Raw genomic sequence first — 18,748 nt, 5'->3', positions numbered from 1 at the left:
CTGAACAGGTGCCAACCTGGTTTGCGTGATCGTTTAGGCATCACCTCCTTTACAGCGTATACGCCTTTATTTTTCCACTATCCATTGCCCGGAGCTTGTATCCCTTCCCATAGTGAACACTTGCTCCACGACACCTTCTCGTCCATATTGATAACGAATTTCTACTTTGTCATTGGCAATCGGAATAGCTTTACGATACGATGCTTCAAGGAATAACTCTCCTATTCGGCTTGATTGTGCGAACACCGCAGATTCAGGTAGTTTATTCAATCCAGTTAGCTGATCGTATAAATATAAATCAAAGTACTGCTCGGGCGTATAATCACTCTTTAGTTGATCGGTCAGATAATCTATATAGATAGACTCCGTTTTTTCTTCGGTTGCCACGCCAATCAGTTTGCCATAAATCTTGTGTATAGGCGTGATTGTCGCTCCTTGCACAGTTTCTTTGGCTGGAAAATGGTTCAATAATAAGTATTCCCGTGCGTTCAACAGCTGATCATAACCGCCAGCAATCGTTACATGTTGTGCCTTATATCGATCCATCAGTTCGGATGATAACTCGTTACCGTTGACTTTCAGCTTGCCGTTTTGCAGGACAACCCGATCTCCAGGAACTGCGACGACTTCATAATAGACCCCTGTATACGTCGGTAAGTGACTATTCGTATTCGTAAATGTCCGTACTACGTCCCCCGGATCATAGACAGAGGCATCATACAGGTCTGCCTTACGTTCTATAACTGGATGATACGTATCCGGACTCCACTGAAGTGAAAACGATTCGTCATCGACATATAATAGACCGTCCACTTTTCTCACTACGGGTAATGAAGAAAATTCTTCGTAATCAATAGCGGATAGTTGATCTTTCTTTTGTAACGCAGAAATCAAAGCCATATCGTCAAGTGGATCATAGGGCGTTCCTGGACCTTGATCAGCAGACAGTTGACTATCTGAAACAAAGTTAAATACTAATAACAAAGCGACTACCGGTAGTGCCGCCGTAACTAGCAGCGCTTGCCAAGAAAACTGCCTCCTTTGCGAAGGTTGAAGGTTTTCATGTACCCGCTGTTTGATTCGTCGCTCCTGTTCCGTTGTATCTCCCATCATGTGGTCCAGTTTTCGTTTAAAATCATTCATAGGTTTCTACCTCCTCTTCCGCAAAAAATCCCTTGAGTTGCAACTTCGCTCTTCGTAATCGAGTCTTGATTGTATTTTCATTGAGCCCGAGAAATTCTGCGATCTCGGCAATTGATTGTTCATCATAATAATATAAAAGTAATGGCTCACGGTATTTCAATGGCAGCTGAAATAAATGCTTTTCAAGTGAAGCTAGTTGCTCTTGCTCGAGTACTTGTTGCTCCGAGCTTTTAGTAGATACAAAAATCGACTCGAACACCACATCTTTCTTATGTTTCCAGGAGCGCAAATAATCTTTTGCACGATTTGCGGTCATTTTGGTTAAGTACGTTTTAATTGAAGCTTCATTACGGAACTGGTCACTCTTCTGGAAATACGTGACGAAGACTTCTTGCACGACGTCTTCCGCGGTAGACCAGTTTTTTACGTATAAATAAGCGATACGTACTAAATAACGCGAATGCTCATTCATTATTTGATCCATTTCATTCATTTGGGTTAGTCACTCTCTTCTATGGCCATATCATGTCTCCGTCAACATACGTTGCAAAATCCTTGAATGACCTTTTTTCTGTCATGCCAAAGCGGTTCACTTCATAATTGGACTGATCCATATTGGCATATCCTTCGACTGTTGTATAGCCGATCAGTAACCCTACTTCTTTAGCCGCCGCAATGAACTCTTCATTATATTGTCCATACGGGTATGCGATAGAAACGGCTGAAGGTACGTGCTGTAAGTTGGTCTGCAAGTCTTCAATAATTTCTTCTTCTGTATGTTCAAATACTAACCCAGCTCCACTTTCTCTACCTAGTTCATGTAATGCACAAGTGTGAGCTTCGAACTGAAATACATCGTTCATTTCATTTAAGTCTTCTACATTCAAATATTTCAATAATCCTCCACCGTCAAATGCCGGACCACCTTTTTCTCTATCCATACGGGCAGAAATAATATGTTGTGGCGAAGTAAAGCCATATCGTTTCAAGACGGGATAGGCATGCTCTTTGGATGACAATAAACCATCATCAAATGTAATAATTAACGCCTTCTCGGGTACAACAAGCCGGCCTTCTAAATAATCATACAACTGTTGTGAGGTCAATGTCGTAAATTGCTCATCAGCCAAATACGCCATCTGCTTCTCAAAGCTTTCGAGTGAAATGGTACTCATCTCCGTTTTCATCTGTTTACGAGGTAACACTTGGTGATACAGCAGCACCGGTAATCCTTCATCCATTTCTACTGAAGGCTTGTGAATATAACCTGCCCGCTCACCTACTTTGATGAGATACCAGTCTTTTTCTTCCTGTATGACCGGGTAACGATAGCCTTTTCTTAATTGAATGAGGACATCACTTTCACTATTCGAATCTGTATACACAGGCGTTGTTTGGGCAGTTTTTACAGAGCCCAGTCGTTCTGTATGTAATGGAGCTTTCAACACGTTCTTTTCTACTTTTGCCTGACCTTTACGAATGAAAGCGGGCATCTTGCCTACTCGAATTTCGTAGTACTCCTCATCTTCTCCTATTAAGGCAACCGCTTGATTGGCTTGTAGTTCACCGATTCGGATCAGGTTCTTTTCCTTCATATAGATCGGTTGGTTGTTTGTCAGTGTCAACACCTGATCAAATTCTTTTTCAGTAATAAACGGTTTGTTTTGTAAAGTTTCTGCAAAAGCTGTAGCTGATTGCTCATGGAACAATGGTACTTCATTCAAATTCCACTTGGCTTCATTTCCCATTATAAATAACAGTAAGCTTGCAAGTAACAGAACACAGCTATATATTTTCTTCATGTGAATCCCCCTATTATCATTTGCGCACCCTACAGACGGAGGATTCCCGAAAAAGTTTCAAAACTTTTTTAAAAAGTTTTTTTAACAATCATTTTGCTCTCTTAGAACTGGATGCAACTGTTCCTGAACCCTTCTACTTCTTCATAATAAAAGGCACCCTTTCGCTCTTTATAGAACGAAAGAATGCCCATTACTTCATTAATTCACTTTACGACCCGTTTTCCCTACCTTTTCCCAGTAATCGTCCCGGATCTGCACTTTCAAGATTTTACCTGACGCCGTTTTGGGCAGCTCATCCACAAACGTCACGCCTGTCACCGCTTTAAAATGCGCAAGATTTGCTCTCGTAAAGTCCATAATATCTTGCTCGGTTGCTACTGAACCGCCACGCAATACGATATAGGCATGTGGCGTCTCTCCCCACTTCTCGTGAGGCACAGCTATGACCGCAGCGTCTAGAACAGCGGGATGGTCATAGAGCACACCTTCGATTTCAATAGACGAAATATTTTCACCGCCACTAATGACGATGTCTTTCTTGCGGTCAACGATATTGACGTAGCCATGCTCATCAATCGTCCCCATATCCCCTGTCATCATATACCCGTCACGTAACACTTCATCAGTCGCCTCTTTGTTCTTCCAATAGCCTTTCATGACCCCATGACTACGGACTGTGATTTCACCTGTCTGCTGACCGTCCTTGGCTACTTCTTCCCCGTAGTCGTCAACTAAACGGACATCTACACCAATCATCGAATAGCCTGCTTTTGCTTTTAACTGAAGCTGCTCTTCATCGGATAAATGTTGGACAGTCGAGCGAATCGTCGAAAACAAACTTAACGGAGATGTTTCCGTCATGCCATAGACTTGAATGAATTCCCAACCCAGTTCTTTTTCCACCCGTGAGATGAAGGATGGTGGCGGAGCAGAACCCGCAACAATCACTCGGATCTTATGCGTGAACGTTGGCTTATGCTCTTCACAATATTGGAAGAGCAAATTCAACACAGCCGGTGCCATATGCAATATCGTCACTTTATGCTGTTGAATCGCTTCGATAATAGTCTGCGGCGACGTTTTACGTAAGCAAACTTGAGAAGCTCCGTTCGCCGTATAATAAAATGGTGACCCCCAGCCGTTGACATGGAACATCGGCAACACATGAAGTAGCACATCATCATCCGTCACACGCAAATGATGCATCGCACTCATAGCATGCAAATAGTTATTGCGGTGCGTTAGCATAACCCCTTTCGGATTACCTGTTGTTCCACTTGTATAAAGTAAACTGCACACATCATCTTCTTGCACGTCTGCTCGCTCAAACGATTCCGTAGAGAAAGATTTTAGCCATTCGTCGTAATCTATTGCTTCTGAACCATCTTGTTTATGATGAATAATAATTTTCTCTACCGTCTCGAGCGAGTGCTCAATCGGTTTGATAAGATGATAAAAATCCTGATCAACAAATAATAACTTCGACTCACTATGATTTAAAATGAATACATAATCTTCAGGCTTCAGTCGTGTATTTAACGGCACCATGACGCCACCTACTTGATAGAGTCCATAAAACCCTTCAAGCATTTCAATCGAGTTTCCACATAAATACGCTACGTGATTTCCTTTTTCAATACCCAAGTCACGTAAACCACGTGATAGCTGATTCACACGACCGTTTAACTGTGCGTATGTAAAAGTGCGTCCTTCTTCTCCAAAAATCGCTTCCTTACCACCATACAGCGTAACGGCACGATCTAGGAATTGCGTCAAAACTAATGGAACATTCATCTGCATACCTCCTCATTCTGTTCTAACACAATTGTATAGTAAACGTTTCCATTTTACTATATTTTCTAATATTTTAAAACAATTATATAATAAAAGATCAGTAGAACTATCTTCTATAGCTGTTTTCATCTGTAGTATGGTGCACGTAAATCTTACAAAGAAAAGCATTCATTTACTCTAATTTAGAGTAAATGAATGCTTTTTTAATTGCATGACAGAAACGCTACTTCCCTAAAACCTTCTTTACATCCGCCACCAGCAAGTCATTTTCCGTATCGCTCATACCGTTATACTGCTTGACGATCTCTCCGTCAGGATTAATTAAGTAAAAGAAAAAACTGTGTGATCGTTGGTCAAGTGCTCCCTTTTCTAGAAAAGCTTTAAACGTATGAACCGATAGATCTTGAATTTCTTCAAACTCATAACCTGTTAAAAACGTCATCGTCTGTAGGTCAGCACTATAGTCTTTTGCATATTCTCGTAAAACTTCCGGTGTATCAATTTCCGGATCAATACTGAACGAAATGATAGGGGGTGTTAAGCCGTCTTTTTTTAATTCTTCCTGTATACCGACCATATTAGCCGTCGTTCTCGGGCAAACGGTTGTACAGTGCGTATAGGAGAAGTAAGAAATCCACCAATCACCTGTCAAATCATCCAAGCCCAGTGTATTTTCGTCTTGTGTAGTGTAGTCGAAATCTGAGATTTTCTCTGACATATTCGTTTCAATTGTATTGTTGCAGGCACTCAGAAAAAGAGCAGCTACCAAAAGTATGAGGACGGATCGTATAGTCATAGGCATCTTTCCTCGCTTTAATAGGTATGAAAGAAAGGAGAGAGGTTTCGATCCCTCTCTCCTCTTTGCAAGTTATGCTTTAGCTGTTTCCTCTTTTTTAACCAATTGGCCTCCGCCGTTCTCTAAGAACTTGATCATACCTTCTGCAGCACGATACGCTAGAGCACCAACTGTTGCTGTAGGATTGGAACTACCCATAAGTGGGAATGAAGAAGCCCCTACTACGAATAAATTATCCATATCCCATACTTGTGAATAGTTATTGACAGCGGATGTTTCAGGATTGTCTCCCATGACTACACCGCCACCTGTATGGTCAGATAATGACGTTTTATCAAATTCCGTTTCCTCTGTAATTTCAGGCACGGTAATATGATCGGCACCCATTTGTTCCAGTAACTCTTTACCTCTTTGGTGAGCATATCTGACAATGTTGCGGTCTTGATCATGGAACTTGCTCGTGACGCGTAGCAATGGATCACCAAACATATCTGTATACGTCGGATCTAAGTCCATATAGTTTTCACGCCAAGCAAGCGCACCATTTTGTTGCTGAACGTCTATCCGACGGTTCGCATAGAAAATGGACTTGTCTTTAAATTCTTTCCCCCAAGAAGGGACACCTGCTGGAACGTGGTTATTCGTAATCGGTCGATCTCCTCTTTGAGACGTACGCAAACAGAAACCATGCAAGAAATCGAGTTTCGTGTGATCCAGTTGCTCCACGTTGAAATCATCCATCGTCACACCAAGTGCGCCGGTACCTGCATAGCGATTGAATTTCTTTTCATCAAAGAATCCACGTACACGTGTATGCGTCAAGTTGCGCTGGTGAGCAGTTAAATGGCTACCAATCACGCCTGTTCCGTCTTTTGGATTGTATGGCTTGCCGATTTCGGATAATAACATGAGACGCGTATTCGTAAAGGTGAATCCAGCCACAACGACAATATCTGCCGGTTGAATGAACTCTTCCCCCGTTTCCGTATCTACATATTTAATACCGACTGCTTTTCCATTTTCATGGACAATCCGAACTGCGTACGAGTTATTGCGCAACTCATACTTACCGCTTTTATTTGCTGTCGCTAACACTGTAGCAATCGGATCGGCTTTCGCTCCGAAGTCACAGCCGAATGATTCACAAAATGCGCAGTACACACATCCGTTGATCGTCTCTCCGTCGGGATTCGTATACGTCTCCGATATGTTAGCAGAAGCTATACGATACGGATGGTACCCCAAATCTTTTGCAGCTTTCGTAAAGGTACGAATGATATCCGTTTCTTTCATCGGTGGGGTTGGATATTCATCCGAACGTTGACCTGGCCGCAATGGATCCGGCTCACCAGAAATACCAGCTGTTTTTTCAAACTGATCGTAATACTTCTCCAATTCATCATATGTAATACCCCAGTCTTGAAGCTGCATATCTTTCGGGATAATCTTCTCTCCATACTTTTCTACCGTCTTCGTATGCATTTCAAAATCTGTTGGAAGCCAACGATAGACCATGCCGTTCCAGTGAACACCTGAACCGCCAGTAGCTGTACCATTAATCGCATTTGTATCGTTACTTCGGTTAGGCGTCGCCGTTTCATCCAGCGTATTGCGGATCGTCAACGTTTCTTTGTTCAATTCTTGGAACATGAGTTTCCGCACATCGTAACGAAGTTCATCTTTTGCACCGACGAAATCTTCTCGCTTCTGCGCTTTCCCTCTTTCTAATCCAACTACTTTATATCCTTTTTTCGTTAATTCAGCTGCTGCAATACCACCTGCCCAGCCTGAACCTACGACGACCGCATCTACTTTTTCTAATGTTTTTACCATTCTTTTCTCCCCTTTCCTATCATTTATTTAGGTTGATAATCTGTCAGGCTCACTTGATCCATTTTCACGAACTTATCTTCTTCTATCATATGGGCATACGATGCGATAGCACCTGGATATTCTTTCATTTTCCAGCCTTTCATATCTCGATTGCCTCCGTATAACGGATCACAATACGCGCCTTCAAGCGTAGTAGAACGCAATAAATTAAAGAATCCTTTTGAACTAATGCCTTTGACTTCCACTTTGTCATCTGCAAAGTCCGTCATAATTTCTACTTGCTGATCTTCGGTCGCTTTAACGAAATTCGTATCAAAGCGTTTTTGGCTCTCGGCATCCATTGTTCGTAAACCATTAATGAAAATCTGCCCACGGTCGAGGCTAGAGTCCGAAGCCGCTGCTTTAGAACCTATGAAAGGACCTTGTCTGAAATCGCCGACATTGGATCCATAAGGACCTGCCAACTGTTTATCGATATAATAAGGAACTCCTAATTCTATCGCTCCAGGACCGTTATCATCTTCAGGGAAGATTCGCTCCACTGCCTGTTCCAAAATAGCGAAATCAGCAATACGTGTGAAATACATACGCGCTTCTTCATATCGCTTTTCTTTACCGCTTCCTTTATCCCCAGCGGTATTCGAATTCGTATCGTTTTTAGATCGACTGCTGAATAGACCGCCAAGTAGCGCACCACCGGCTACACCACCGACAGCAATTCCTGTGTTCTTAACAAAATTACGGCGTCCCGGATCGGAAACTTCATTTGTATTCTTCGGGTTGTTCGAATTATTATCAGCCATTGGCTTTCCTCCTCTTTATGTAAATAGTTCAACACTACATTAGTGATGCACATCGGAATACATTCCCACTTTTCGGGAAACTGAATGCGTATGCAGTAATGCTATCACAATGTGATTATCGTAAATACTAGCAGACACTAAAATACTATTTTTACAGTGATTGTATAGAAATGTACTGTCCTATGCACAGTCTAAATCCTTAGTCCAGATTTTTCAAACTATTAACCTTTACCCTACTTTTTAAAAATATAAGCCTATTCGACGATCTACATTCAATATTTTCTTCGAAGTACTTCTATAGATCCTTCTAAAAATGTCACATCATTACCCGCTGTTCTCATACACTATGAATGAGGTGAAAACTATGGCGAGAGTCAAATATCGAGATTCAGATGTCGACTTAATGGCAAGAATGATGAGAGCGGAAGCCGAGGCCGAAGGTAATCAAGGTATGTTATATGTCGGAAATGTTATCGTGAATCGTGCAGTAGCCGATTGTCTAGACTTCAGAGATGTGCGGTCTATAAACGATGTCATTTTCCAAATACAAGGCAATAATTATTCTTTTGAAGCGGTGCAAAAAGGAAACTTGTTCTACCAACGCGCTCGAGCTTCTGAAAAAAGATTAGCTGAACGGACTCTAACAAACTGGCGTCAACATCCCGCCCACTATGCGTTATGGTATTTTAATCCATACGCCCCCTGCCCACCTACTTGGTATGGTCAGCCGTTTACAGGGCAATTTAAAAATCACTGTTTCTATGAGCCAGTAGCCGGTACGTGCGAAAGTGTGTATATGGGTTAAGGCAAGTACCATTTACTAGACTGAATTGAACATATTGGTTGAAGATGATAAACTGGTCTCATGAACACAATCGAAATTAACGAGTAACCACCTTCCACTTGGTCAGAATAGAGGGTGGTTACTTTTCTTTTTATACTACTTGAACCACTTTCAAATAGGAGGTACTACCCGTGCAAATTATTACTTCACACGTCAATACAGACTTCGACGCACTTGCTTCAATGATTGCAGCGAAAAAACTGTATCCGGACGCACAACTAATTATTTCAGATAAGCTCGAAAGTCGCGTACAACGTTTCTTAAATATTTATCGGGATGTCTTCGACTTTGTGCCAAGCGCTCACGTCGACTGGGAACAAGTGACGGAAATGATTATCGTCGACGTTGCATCTTTAGCTAGAATCGGCAAACTTCCTGACGATTTCGATGCATCTAAGCGAAAAATCATCGTCTACGACCATCACCAAAAAGGTGAAAATGATGTGCAATATGATGAAGGTATCGTTGAATTAACTGGCGCTGCGGTCACTCTACTTATTGAAGAAATACGTAAACAGAATATAGCTATTTCAAGTTTCGAAGCTTCATTATTCGGGCTTGGCCTGTATACAGACACAGGAAAATTTACATATGCGAGCACCACGGTACGGGATATGAAGGCAGCTGCTTATCTGCTTGAGCAAGGAATGAGCCTCGAAATGGTCGGGAGTTTCGCGGAAGAAACGTTGACATTCGAACAGCAAGATTTATTAGATCAACTTCTTACCCATACTGAAATTCATGAAGTAGATGGTCTTGAAATTGCCGTCAGCACACATGAGTTAGATCATTTCGTAAACGGCCTTGCGTTGATTACAACAAAGGTGTTAGGCGTTAAAGGAACCGATGCGGTCATTGCTGTTGTTAAAATGAAAAACTCCGTGTTTATCGTGGGACGTGCAAACTCAGAACGCATCACATTGCAACCCATTCTAAAAAAACTTGGCGGTGGCGGTCATCAACACGCCGGTTCCGCTACGGTGAAAAAAGGAGATAAAGAAGCGATTCTTGAAGATATCAACAGCAGTTTGGAAACAATACTGCGGCCAGCGATTACCGCAAAAGAGCTGATGACTTCTCCTGTTAAAACACTGACACCCGATACAACGATCGAAGAAGCGGGGCGTCGCATGTATCGCTACGGACATTCCGGCTACCCGGTTGTCGAAAATAAAAAACTAGTCGGCATTATTACTAGACGAGATCTCGATAAAGGGAATCATCATGGACTCGGACATGCGCCTGTAAAAGCGTATATGACGACTAAAATGTATACTATTGAGCCCGATACGTCACTCGAAGAAATCCAAGAGCTTGTCATTAAACACAATATCGGTCGCTTGCCTGTCATTGAAGACGGAAAAATCGTTGGCATTGTGACTCGATCGAATATTATCCAAGTTCTCTATAGCGATATGATGGCGGATAAAAAAACAGCAGACACTCCACCTTCCCGTGAGATCATTAATAAAATGCAAAAGCAACTGCCAGGAGAAGCTCTCCAGTTGTTGAAAGAAATCGGAGAAACTGCCAGTCGAATCGACGTGCCTGTTTATTTAATTGGTGGGATTGTCCGGGATATTTTATTGGACAAGCCAAATTTCGATATTGATATCGTCGCGGAAGGTAATGGAATTGAATTGGCCAATAGCTTGATGGATACACATGGTGGCGACGTCATTGAACATGAAAGTTTTGGCACGGCGACATGGAATACACCGTCCGGCTTATCAATCGATATCGTATCGTCTCGACTCGAATATTATGAACAGCCTGCTGCTTTACCCGAGATCGAGACATCCGTTCTCGGCGATGATTTGCAGCGCCGAGATTTCACGATCAACGCCATGGCCATCCGTCTCAATGCCGAAGCGTTCGGTGAATTGATTGACCCATTTGACGGGCAGAATGATCTACGTGAGAAAAAAATTAAAATTCTTCATAATATTAGTTTTGTCGAAGACCCTACCCGCATTTTCCGAGCGGTACGTTTTGAACAACGTTTCGGATTTTCGATGGATGAACAGACAGAAAAATTGGCGCTTGAGTCGATCGATAAAGTAATCCATTTGTCACCTCAACGCATTAACGAAGAAATGATCCGTTTATTTACCGAAGGCAGTCCGCAAGAAGTGATCCGACGCCTGTTTGAACTGAATGTATGGCAACAGTTCGGTGTGAATGAAAAACAGATGGATGCATCGGTTGCTACGGCTGAAAATCTAGAACAAATTTACAACGAACAAGTACGTAAGATTACGAATTTAAAAATCGCTGAAAAACCTAGTTGGTTCAATTACTTTTTACTCCCCTTCTATTGTAATGATAGCTTGTATGCCGCAGAGAAATTCACGTTGCGGAAGAACAGGAAAAAGTTATTGGAAGAAATCATGGAGTTGCAAAAACATGAACAATGGAATGAGTCTACACAAACAGGAGACTACCATCTGTTTTTACATGACTACTCCGATGAAGCTATTCTGTTTATTCTAGTGGCTAATCAAGTGCCCTATCAGGAATCCGTTATGGAGTATTTATATGATCGTAACAAGCTGCAAAGCTATTTGAATGGCGGTGATTTAGTCAAAGCAGGACTGAAGCCAGGTCCAACTTTCTCTAAGATCTTGCTACACTTGGAAGTTAGCCAGCTAAATGGAGACGTTTCTTCAAAAGAGGATGCGGATCAGTGGTTGGAAGAGTATTTATGTACGCTATAATAAATTAATACAAAACAGCCCGCACTTTTCCATTGAAGTGTGGGCTGTTTTAGTTTCACTCTGTATTTTTCTAAGTCCAACATAACTCCTTTTAAAAAACACCTAGAAAATTAGAGGAATACTCTAACTTTCTAGGTGTTCATTATTTAATAGTGACGAATCTTATTTCGAATCCGCTCGAAAACCTGATTTATCATAGCCATATTTATCATAACCATTTCGATCGTAGCCGAGTTTATTGAAACCTTTTCGGTCATATCGATCCGCATCATAGCCCGACTTATCATAGCCTTGATCATCCCGGTCCGTTCCATTTCGGTGGAGTCCTTGTGGGGTGAAGCCGTTGCAGTCGAACCCTTTTGTATCATACTTCGTACCATTGGCATGTTTGCCATCCCGATTAAAACCATATCGATCATAGCCGAATCGGTTATAGCCTTCTTTATTAAAACCGTTCTTATCATAACCTTGCAAATTAAAACCTTTTTTATCATAGCCTTGGCGATTTCGTCCATTCTTCCCGAAACCTTCTCGATCGACGCCTGCTTTATTAAATCCGTCTCGATTATAGCCTTCACGATCCATGCTATGTTTATTGAAACCTTGTGCATCATAGCCTTCAGAATCATAGCCCAGCGAATTTAAGCCCGATGCATCGTATCCTGCTCGGTCAAAGCCATCTCGATTGTAACCGTGCTGATCATAACCTTCTGCATCATACGTCTTTTCACTAATATGCGCGCCATCGCGTGTAAAACCTTCGCGGTTGTATCCTCTTTTATTATAGCCGTCTGCATCAAAGCCCGCTTGATCAAAGCCGTGATCATCGAATGGACTATTATTTAGATGAACGCCTTGAAAATCAAAGCCTTTGCCATCATACATCGTACCGTTCATATGCTTGCGATCACGATTGAACCCTCTTTTGTCATAGCCGAATTTAGTATAGCCTTGACGATTAAAACCGTTCTTATCATAACCTAGCTTATTAAATCCATCCGTCCCATAACCTTGGGCACTGACACCGTATTTATTGAAACCGTATTTGTCATAGCCTTGTTTATTGAAACCCGCACGGTTGAAGCCATGGACATCATAACCGTCCCTGTTATAGCCATTCTTGTGAAAGCCTTGGCGGTTGAAACCATCCGCCTTATAGCCTTCTTTGTCATAGCCTTGGACGTTATAACCACTTTTATTATAACCTTCTGCATCATAACCATAACGATCATAACCCGTTCGATCAAAGCCCGCTTTATTATAGCCCGTTGCCTTAAATCCTTCTTTGTCATACCCTTGATTATTATAGCCATTTTTGTCAAAGCCTTGTGCATCAAAGCCATACTTATCAAAACCACTGGCATTAAATCCTTGTTCATTAAAGCCGTGACGATCATAACCAAACTTGTTAAACCCTCGTCTGTCAAAACCTTCACTATTATAAATTGTCGTATCTCGTTCTATGTCTTTATTTTTTAACGGATCACCATAATTCATGTCGTACCTCCGCACAATATGTTATCGAATTCACACTCTCTATGCATCATACTACAAAAAGAGGGTAAACTCACCAAGTTTTGCAAGGCCTGCAGATGAAGTATGGCGAATTGACCGGAACCGAAGCACTTCTATCCGATCACGGACTGAGTTTTCGGCGTGACGGTAGGTTTATTCTTTAAACATATGTTTCTTATGCCATTTTAAATATGGCTTGTTGTTCTCCGTTCGATTCACTCTCATCTTGCTGTGCAATCCATACTTCTCGTAATCCTCTTCCAGAATTCTAGATGAAATATGAATTTTGCCAGTTCCGTCAAACGCAATGAAACCGTAATGATAGAGCGCATCATGATTGCGACAGAGCAGAATGCCATTGTTCGGATCAACGCGTTCGTTGTTCGTGCAATCTTTCCAAGGTTTTGCGTAGCTAGCTTGCAATAATTCCGGTAGCTCGATATCGCATAGCGCACACTGATCATTCCATAATTGCATGAGTTCGTTGCGGAAGCGCTGATGGCCCATTCGCACTTTCGTTTTCGTTTCCGATTCGGTTTCAGCAAGTACCGGAATGAGGAAATCATGCTCCGTCTTCTGCACGGTGCCCATAACGAACTCCAATTGTTCTTCATCGATTTCATAAATATTCAAATCTGCAATCAACTCAACCAATTTAATCGTCAGTTCTTCATTGCACGGGAAGAGATAGCCTTGATTTCCATTGCCGTTCTCTTGAAATGCAGAATACTTAATCGGCAATAGCGGTAGAAGTTCATCGAAACAATCCGCAATCGTCAACGGTTTATCGAGTTCGTGATACTCCACTTCCACTAAGTACCCTTTGGCGTCTTCACTATCTGTCAATCGAATCGAAGACGGCTTTCGCTCCTCGCGGTAACTCGACTTCGCCACACTTATTGCGACAATATCCCCTTTTACATAATGAAAGATGCGATCTCCTTCATCCACTTCTTTCATCCGTTCCCAAAAATGATGAACATTGCCTATACTATCTTGCTGTAATGACCAAAGCACACCTAATTCCTTCTCTTCATCATATGTACGTCCTTGCATTACGATATAACTTTGCATCGTGCTTCACTCCTTTGCGAACTGACGCGCTTCTTCTCTCTTGATTATACCGAAACTGACTATCTTTCAACAGTCGATTGATTAATTACATGTCGTTATCTTTACTTTGCGGTAAAACAATGAGGCTGGCAACGTAATTGAATAGCAAAAGCTCTTTATGCAACTAACCCCCCTTTACATGCAGGTCACCACAAAAGCCATTGTTCGATTTCCATCACCATGATACGATTCAGCCATGAACAATGAATAGAGGTGATGACCATACAGCTGAAAATTGAAGAATCCAATGAATTTCAGGAGATTGAAATCACGATTAGATGCCCTGAAGTAGATGAGCGCTTATCCTGCCTCATACGTCAGATCAATCAAATGATGTATAGCTTTACGGTTACAAAAGATGACGCTGTCTATTCGATACAATCTAGTGAGGTTCTCTATATCGAAACAGTGGACAATGCATCCTTTTTATACACACAGGATGACGTCTATGAAAGCGAATTACGGCTGTATGAATTTGAGAATCAATTGAAAGATACGCGATTTCTGCGGATCAGCAAACATATGATGGTCAATACATCCAAAATTGAAAGTGTTCGTGCGTTATTGAATGGGCGATTTGAAGCCATCTTAGAAAACGGTGAACTGGTCATCGTCAATCGTCATTACGCAAAAATATTTCGAAAGCATTTCCTAGGATGAGGTGAAGCAGTTGAAAAATCTTTTACTCTATATAAGCGGGGCTTGCTTCGCATTTACATTCAGCACGATCGTCTATTCTCTATTCCGATTTCTTGGAATCTACCCTCCACTGACAGAAAACATGACGCTTTCCATGCTAGTCATTTCTATCATCATTACGATTCTTATTTTTCTTTCACATCAATTGCCAATAGAGAATCCGATTTTGGTGTATGTGTTAGAAGTGAGTTGCGTCATAACTGTGATGATCGTAGCCGGTGCATTTTTCGACTTATTTCCTTTCGGGCTGTATAACGTAGTGACGGCTATACTGGTGGGGCTTATTGCATATGGTTCTGTGATTATACTGATGTACTTGAACAATAAAGCAGACGAGTTAAAAATAAATCATATGATTTTGCAGAGGAGGAGTCAGGATGCAAACAATCATTGAAGTGGAGAATGTCAGTAAATCGTTCGGTCTTGTAAATGCTGTTGACGATATGAGTTTCTACGTAACGAAAGGAAGTCTATTTTCATTTCTTGGAACGAACGGCGCCGGCAAATCGACAGTCATATCTATTATTTTAACCGCACTCCAACCGGACAGTGGCTCCGTCACGGTTAACGGACTTACGGTTGGCAAAGAGGATGAAGTAATTCGAAAAGAGATCGGAGTCGTATTCCAAGAAAGCTTACTAGACCCGTTGTTATCTGTGCAAGAGAACTTAGAAATACGTGCACAATTATATGGAATGGTAAAGCAGGAGCGGCTAGCGGCCATACAGCGCTGCGCTGACATTGTAGATATTCATTCCATCTTGAAACGGCGATACGGCAAATTATCTGGCGGCCAGAAGCGAAGAGTCGATATCGCTCGTGCTCTCCTCCACCAACCCAAAATTTTGCTTCTCGATGAACCGACAACAGGACTCGATCCACAAAGTCGTCAGCAAATCTGGAAAATGATCGGACGTTTGCAAAAAGAGCATGGCATGACTGTTTTTCTGACGACACATTATATAGAAGAAGCCGCCAATTCGGATTTCGTTATCGTCATAAAAGAAGGACGAATCATTGCCAAAGGAACTCCAGTAGAGTTAAAACAGCAATACTCTGCAGACCGCTTATTTATTACAACGACCGATCACATTGCATTGCGCACACATTTTCAACAAGATCATGTGGAGTTTCAAGAAGAAGCTGGAGGATACACAATCGATTTGCCGAGTACGATAGCAGCCATTCCTATACTCACTACATACCAATCGCTTATTTCGTCTTTTGAAGTACGAAAGTCTAGTTTGGATGATGTCTTTATTCGTATTCATGATCGAAAGGATGTGTAGACCATGCTGATTTTTGCCAAAAGAAACTTACTACTCTATTTCCGGGATAAATCTGCAGTGTTTTTCTCATTGCTAGCCGTCTTGATCTTAATTGCACTCTATGTATTCTTTCTTGGCGATTTGATCGCGGATGGAGTGCCGGACTTTCCAGCGAAGCATTGGCTCTTGCTATCTTGGATTATCGCTGGTGTCATCACGGTGACGAGTGTGACGACAACATTAGGTGCATTCAGTGTGATGGTAAATGACCAAGCAACGAATGCCTATAAAGATTTCCGTGTTACGCCCATCAAACCATTCCAATTACTCGGTGGCTATATAATCAGTTCACTCTCCATAGGATTTCTTATGTGCATCATGACGCTTCTCGTAGCAAACGCAATGCTTCTCGCCACTGGTGAGCCTTTACTTTCATTCACACAACTCATTCAATCGGTAGGCGTACTATTTCTAGCAGTTGTGACTGCTGGTTCAATGATTTCTCTACTCGTCATTTTCTTTAAAACCTCCAATGCATTTGCCGCCGCTAGTACATTAATTGGGACTTTAATCGGTTTCCTTACCGGCATCTACATCCCAATCGGCACTTTACCTGCCTACTTACAAAGTTTGATTCAAATTTTCCCAATCTCCCATATCGCCGCTTTGCTTCGTCAAATTCTCATGGAGGCTCCAATGACTGAAGCATTCGCTCAAGCACCCGTTGAAATGAAAGAAAGCTTTCAGTTGAATATGGGAGTGGTTTTCAAAGTAAATGGTTGGCATATCTCCCCTTTAGTCAGTGTGATGTATCTACTACTAATCACTATCATTTTCTTTATGCTTTCAACTAGTGTGATGAAATATACTAGAAGATAGGTGTTCCGATATCAAAAAGTGTCATCGTCACAAACAATTCGGAATACTTATGCTATTATATACATAAACAATATCACTCTAGTAAAAGAGGTGAATAAATGGATTTCATTGCTTGGACGATTATTGCTTGTGAAATAGGTTTTTGGATCGTCATTCTTGCAGGCCTCATTACACGATATGTATTCAATAAAAAACGACTCGGCTTATTTTTTCTAGCATTAACCCCAATCATCGATTTACTATTGCTAGTCGTCACGGCTACCGATCTGTACAACGGCGCTGTTGCCACACAAGTTCATGCCATTGCGGCGATTTATCTAGGTGTATCGATTGCTTTCGGAAAAAGTATGATTGGCTGGGCGGACGAACGCTTTCTTTACTACATCAAGAAACAAGGCACAAAACCAGCGAAGAAAACAGGATATGCCCATGCACGCCATTCCGTGAAAGGTGCGTTACAACATGTACTAGCATTTATCATCGGTGGCGGGTTCTTGTTTGTCTTGATTTACCTAATTGGAGATGCCAATAAAACCGAAGCACTCTCTCAAATGCTAAAGTTATGGGCTCTCATCGTTGGCCTTGATATGGTGGTTTCACTCTCCTACTTCATTTGGCCACGGGCTGAAAAAGTGAATCGGCATAGGTAACCTGCTGTTTTCATGGTGATACCGGTTCAACCTGTAAATGCATAACACATTGGGACGCAATCCGCACAGGAGTCGGTGTCCCTATTTTTATTTTTGAATTGACGTTAAAGGCAACTAAACAGCAGCTCATAAATTTATTTTCCCCTGCTAATTACATTGTTAAATGATTGAGCCTTGATGAATGGAACGGTTTCCTAGAAAGGAATTTTGAAATACTAAAAAACTTTGATGTAAAAAAGGAATTATATGCTAAAGTGAATTATAAGAGGTTGGCTTATTAAGCAATCGGGCCAGATTATGTCGGACTTCTAAGTGAACATCAGGAGATTAAGATATGAAGAATAAGAAAACAAAAAATGTAGTAGGTTTAATTATTTTATTTGTAATCCTGCTGCTAATCAGGAACTTTTACTTTAACACTCATTACATTCCTCAAAAGGTCGCGGGTCATTCGGAAAATGAACTTATAAAAACAGGAAATACAAAATTTTATATTAAAAAAGAGGAAAGCGGAATAACCGTCATTAATTCAAGTGGAATAGGATTAATACGAATAAAATGGACATGTAAAGATTTTAAAGTTGACTCTCGAAATCCGGGAGATTCTGACGAACAAGGTGCTGCCATTTATTTTGAAAAGTGTGGTCCATCCGAAAAAGACATAGTGCGGTATCTTAATTCTTTTGAATACTTAAAAGAATAATGATTAAAGAATCGGGTGCGATTGCTGCAAATGTAATCGCACCAATACCGCAATAGGGCCACTTTCTTAAATGGAGAGTTGTAACGTTTTTCAATAAGACTCGTCTGAATTTTAAAGGAGGTAATTTAAACAATGAAAAATAAAATTGTTCTATCTTTGTGTTTGACAGTAGTTGCTAGTCTACTATTT

Annotated in this window: 17 protein-coding genes; 8 read left to right on the top strand and 9 right to left on the bottom strand. The window is 41.4% G+C overall.

The window, feature by feature from the left end; genetic code table 11:
* Positions 1 to 66: 66 nt before the first annotated feature.
* From CSV72_RS14800 to CSV72_RS14770, 7 genes are all read right to left on the bottom strand, one after another.
* Positions 67 to 1,143, bottom strand: a complete 1,077-nt coding sequence (locus CSV72_RS14800; protein ID WP_099678992.1) for a S26 family signal peptidase — start codon at positions 1,141 to 1,143, stop codon at positions 67 to 69.
* Positions 1,136 to 1,636 carry a sigma-70 family RNA polymerase sigma factor gene (locus tag CSV72_RS14795; protein WP_099678991.1) on the bottom strand — a complete coding sequence of 167 codons (501 nt, stop codon included), beginning with the start codon at positions 1,634 to 1,636 and terminating at the stop codon, positions 1,136 to 1,138. The genes CSV72_RS14800 and CSV72_RS14795 overlap by 8 nt, the downstream gene beginning before the upstream one ends.
* 19 nt (positions 1,637 to 1,655) lie before the next feature.
* Positions 1,656 to 2,945 carry a polysaccharide deacetylase family protein gene (locus CSV72_RS14790; RefSeq protein WP_099678990.1) on the bottom strand — a complete coding sequence of 430 codons (1,290 nt, stop codon included), beginning with the start codon at positions 2,943 to 2,945 and terminating at the stop codon, positions 1,656 to 1,658.
* Between the two features lie 198 nt (positions 2,946 to 3,143).
* Positions 3,144 to 4,739 carry a long-chain-fatty-acid--CoA ligase gene (locus tag CSV72_RS14785; RefSeq protein WP_099678989.1) on the bottom strand — a complete coding sequence of 532 codons (1,596 nt, stop codon included), beginning with the start codon at positions 4,737 to 4,739 and terminating at the stop codon, positions 3,144 to 3,146.
* 223 nt (positions 4,740 to 4,962) lie between these two features.
* A complete protein-coding gene (locus tag CSV72_RS14780; protein ID WP_233191314.1) occupies positions 4,963 to 5,457 on the bottom strand; it encodes an SCO family protein in 495 nt (164 codons plus the stop codon).
* Between the two features lie 150 nt (positions 5,458 to 5,607).
* Positions 5,608 to 7,368, bottom strand: a complete 1,761-nt coding sequence (locus CSV72_RS14775; protein WP_099634560.1) for a GMC family oxidoreductase — start codon at positions 7,366 to 7,368, stop codon at positions 5,608 to 5,610.
* Positions 7,369 to 7,391: 23 nt separating this feature from the next.
* Complete coding sequence (locus CSV72_RS14770; protein WP_099634561.1) at positions 7,392 to 8,171, bottom strand: gluconate 2-dehydrogenase subunit 3 family protein; 780 nt, start codon at positions 8,169 to 8,171, stop codon at positions 7,392 to 7,394.
* A 364-nt stretch (positions 8,172 to 8,535) separates the two neighbouring features.
* Here CSV72_RS14770 and CSV72_RS14765 point away from each other — a divergent pair, with 364 nt between their 5' ends.
* Positions 8,536 to 8,976: a cell wall hydrolase gene (locus CSV72_RS14765; protein ID WP_099634562.1), complete on the top strand. Its 441-nt coding sequence runs from the start codon at positions 8,536 to 8,538 to the stop codon at positions 8,974 to 8,976.
* Positions 8,977 to 9,146: 170 nt separating this feature from the next.
* Positions 9,147 to 11,732, top strand: coding sequence for a CBS domain-containing protein (locus tag CSV72_RS14760; protein WP_099678987.1), 2,586 nt, complete (start codon positions 9,147 to 9,149; stop codon positions 11,730 to 11,732).
* A 162-nt stretch (positions 11,733 to 11,894) separates the two neighbouring features.
* Here CSV72_RS14760 and CSV72_RS14755 read toward each other — a convergent pair whose 3' ends face one another.
* Together CSV72_RS14755 and CSV72_RS14750 are read right to left on the bottom strand one after the other, a co-directional pair.
* Entirely contained in the window at positions 11,895 to 13,229 is a 1,335-nt protein-coding gene (locus CSV72_RS14755; protein ID WP_099634564.1) for a hypothetical protein, read from the bottom strand.
* A 171-nt stretch (positions 13,230 to 13,400) separates the two neighbouring features.
* A complete protein-coding gene (locus CSV72_RS14750) occupies positions 13,401 to 14,321 on the bottom strand; it encodes an HNH endonuclease (RefSeq protein WP_099678986.1) in 921 nt (306 codons plus the stop codon).
* Between the two features lie 255 nt (positions 14,322 to 14,576).
* Between CSV72_RS14750 and CSV72_RS14745 the strand changes: the two genes are divergently transcribed.
* The 6 genes from CSV72_RS14745 (at position 14,577) to CSV72_RS14720 (ending at position 18,559) form a co-directional block, all read left to right on the top strand.
* Entirely contained in the window at positions 14,577 to 15,020 is a 444-nt protein-coding gene (locus CSV72_RS14745; protein ID WP_099678985.1) for a LytTR family DNA-binding domain-containing protein, read from the top strand.
* 10 nt (positions 15,021 to 15,030) lie between these two features.
* Positions 15,031 to 15,453, top strand: coding sequence for a hypothetical protein (locus CSV72_RS14740; protein ID WP_158232232.1), 423 nt, complete (start codon positions 15,031 to 15,033; stop codon positions 15,451 to 15,453).
* Positions 15,437 to 16,348, top strand: coding sequence for an ABC transporter ATP-binding protein (locus tag CSV72_RS14735; protein WP_099678983.1), 912 nt, complete (start codon positions 15,437 to 15,439; stop codon positions 16,346 to 16,348). The genes CSV72_RS14740 and CSV72_RS14735 overlap by 17 nt, the downstream gene beginning before the upstream one ends.
* A 3-nt stretch (positions 16,349 to 16,351) precedes the next feature.
* Positions 16,352 to 17,206 (top strand): ABC transporter permease, encoded by an 855-nt coding sequence (locus tag CSV72_RS14730; RefSeq protein ID WP_099678982.1) that lies wholly within the window; start codon positions 16,352 to 16,354, stop codon positions 17,204 to 17,206.
* A 98-nt stretch (positions 17,207 to 17,304) separates the two neighbouring features.
* A complete protein-coding gene (locus CSV72_RS14725) occupies positions 17,305 to 17,856 on the top strand; it encodes a hypothetical protein (protein ID WP_099678981.1) in 552 nt (183 codons plus the stop codon).
* Positions 17,857 to 18,190: 334 nt separating this feature from the next.
* Positions 18,191 to 18,559, top strand: coding sequence for a hypothetical protein (locus tag CSV72_RS14720; protein WP_099678980.1), 369 nt, complete (start codon positions 18,191 to 18,193; stop codon positions 18,557 to 18,559).
* Positions 18,560 to 18,748: the final 189 nt, after the last annotated feature.

The organism is Sporosarcina sp. P20a, from assembly GCF_002743175.1.
Classification (GTDB): domain Bacteria; phylum Bacillota; class Bacilli; order Bacillales_A; family Planococcaceae; genus Sporosarcina.
Note: the sequence above shows the minus strand (reverse complement) of the source record. Positions and strands in the feature narration are given on the sequence as shown.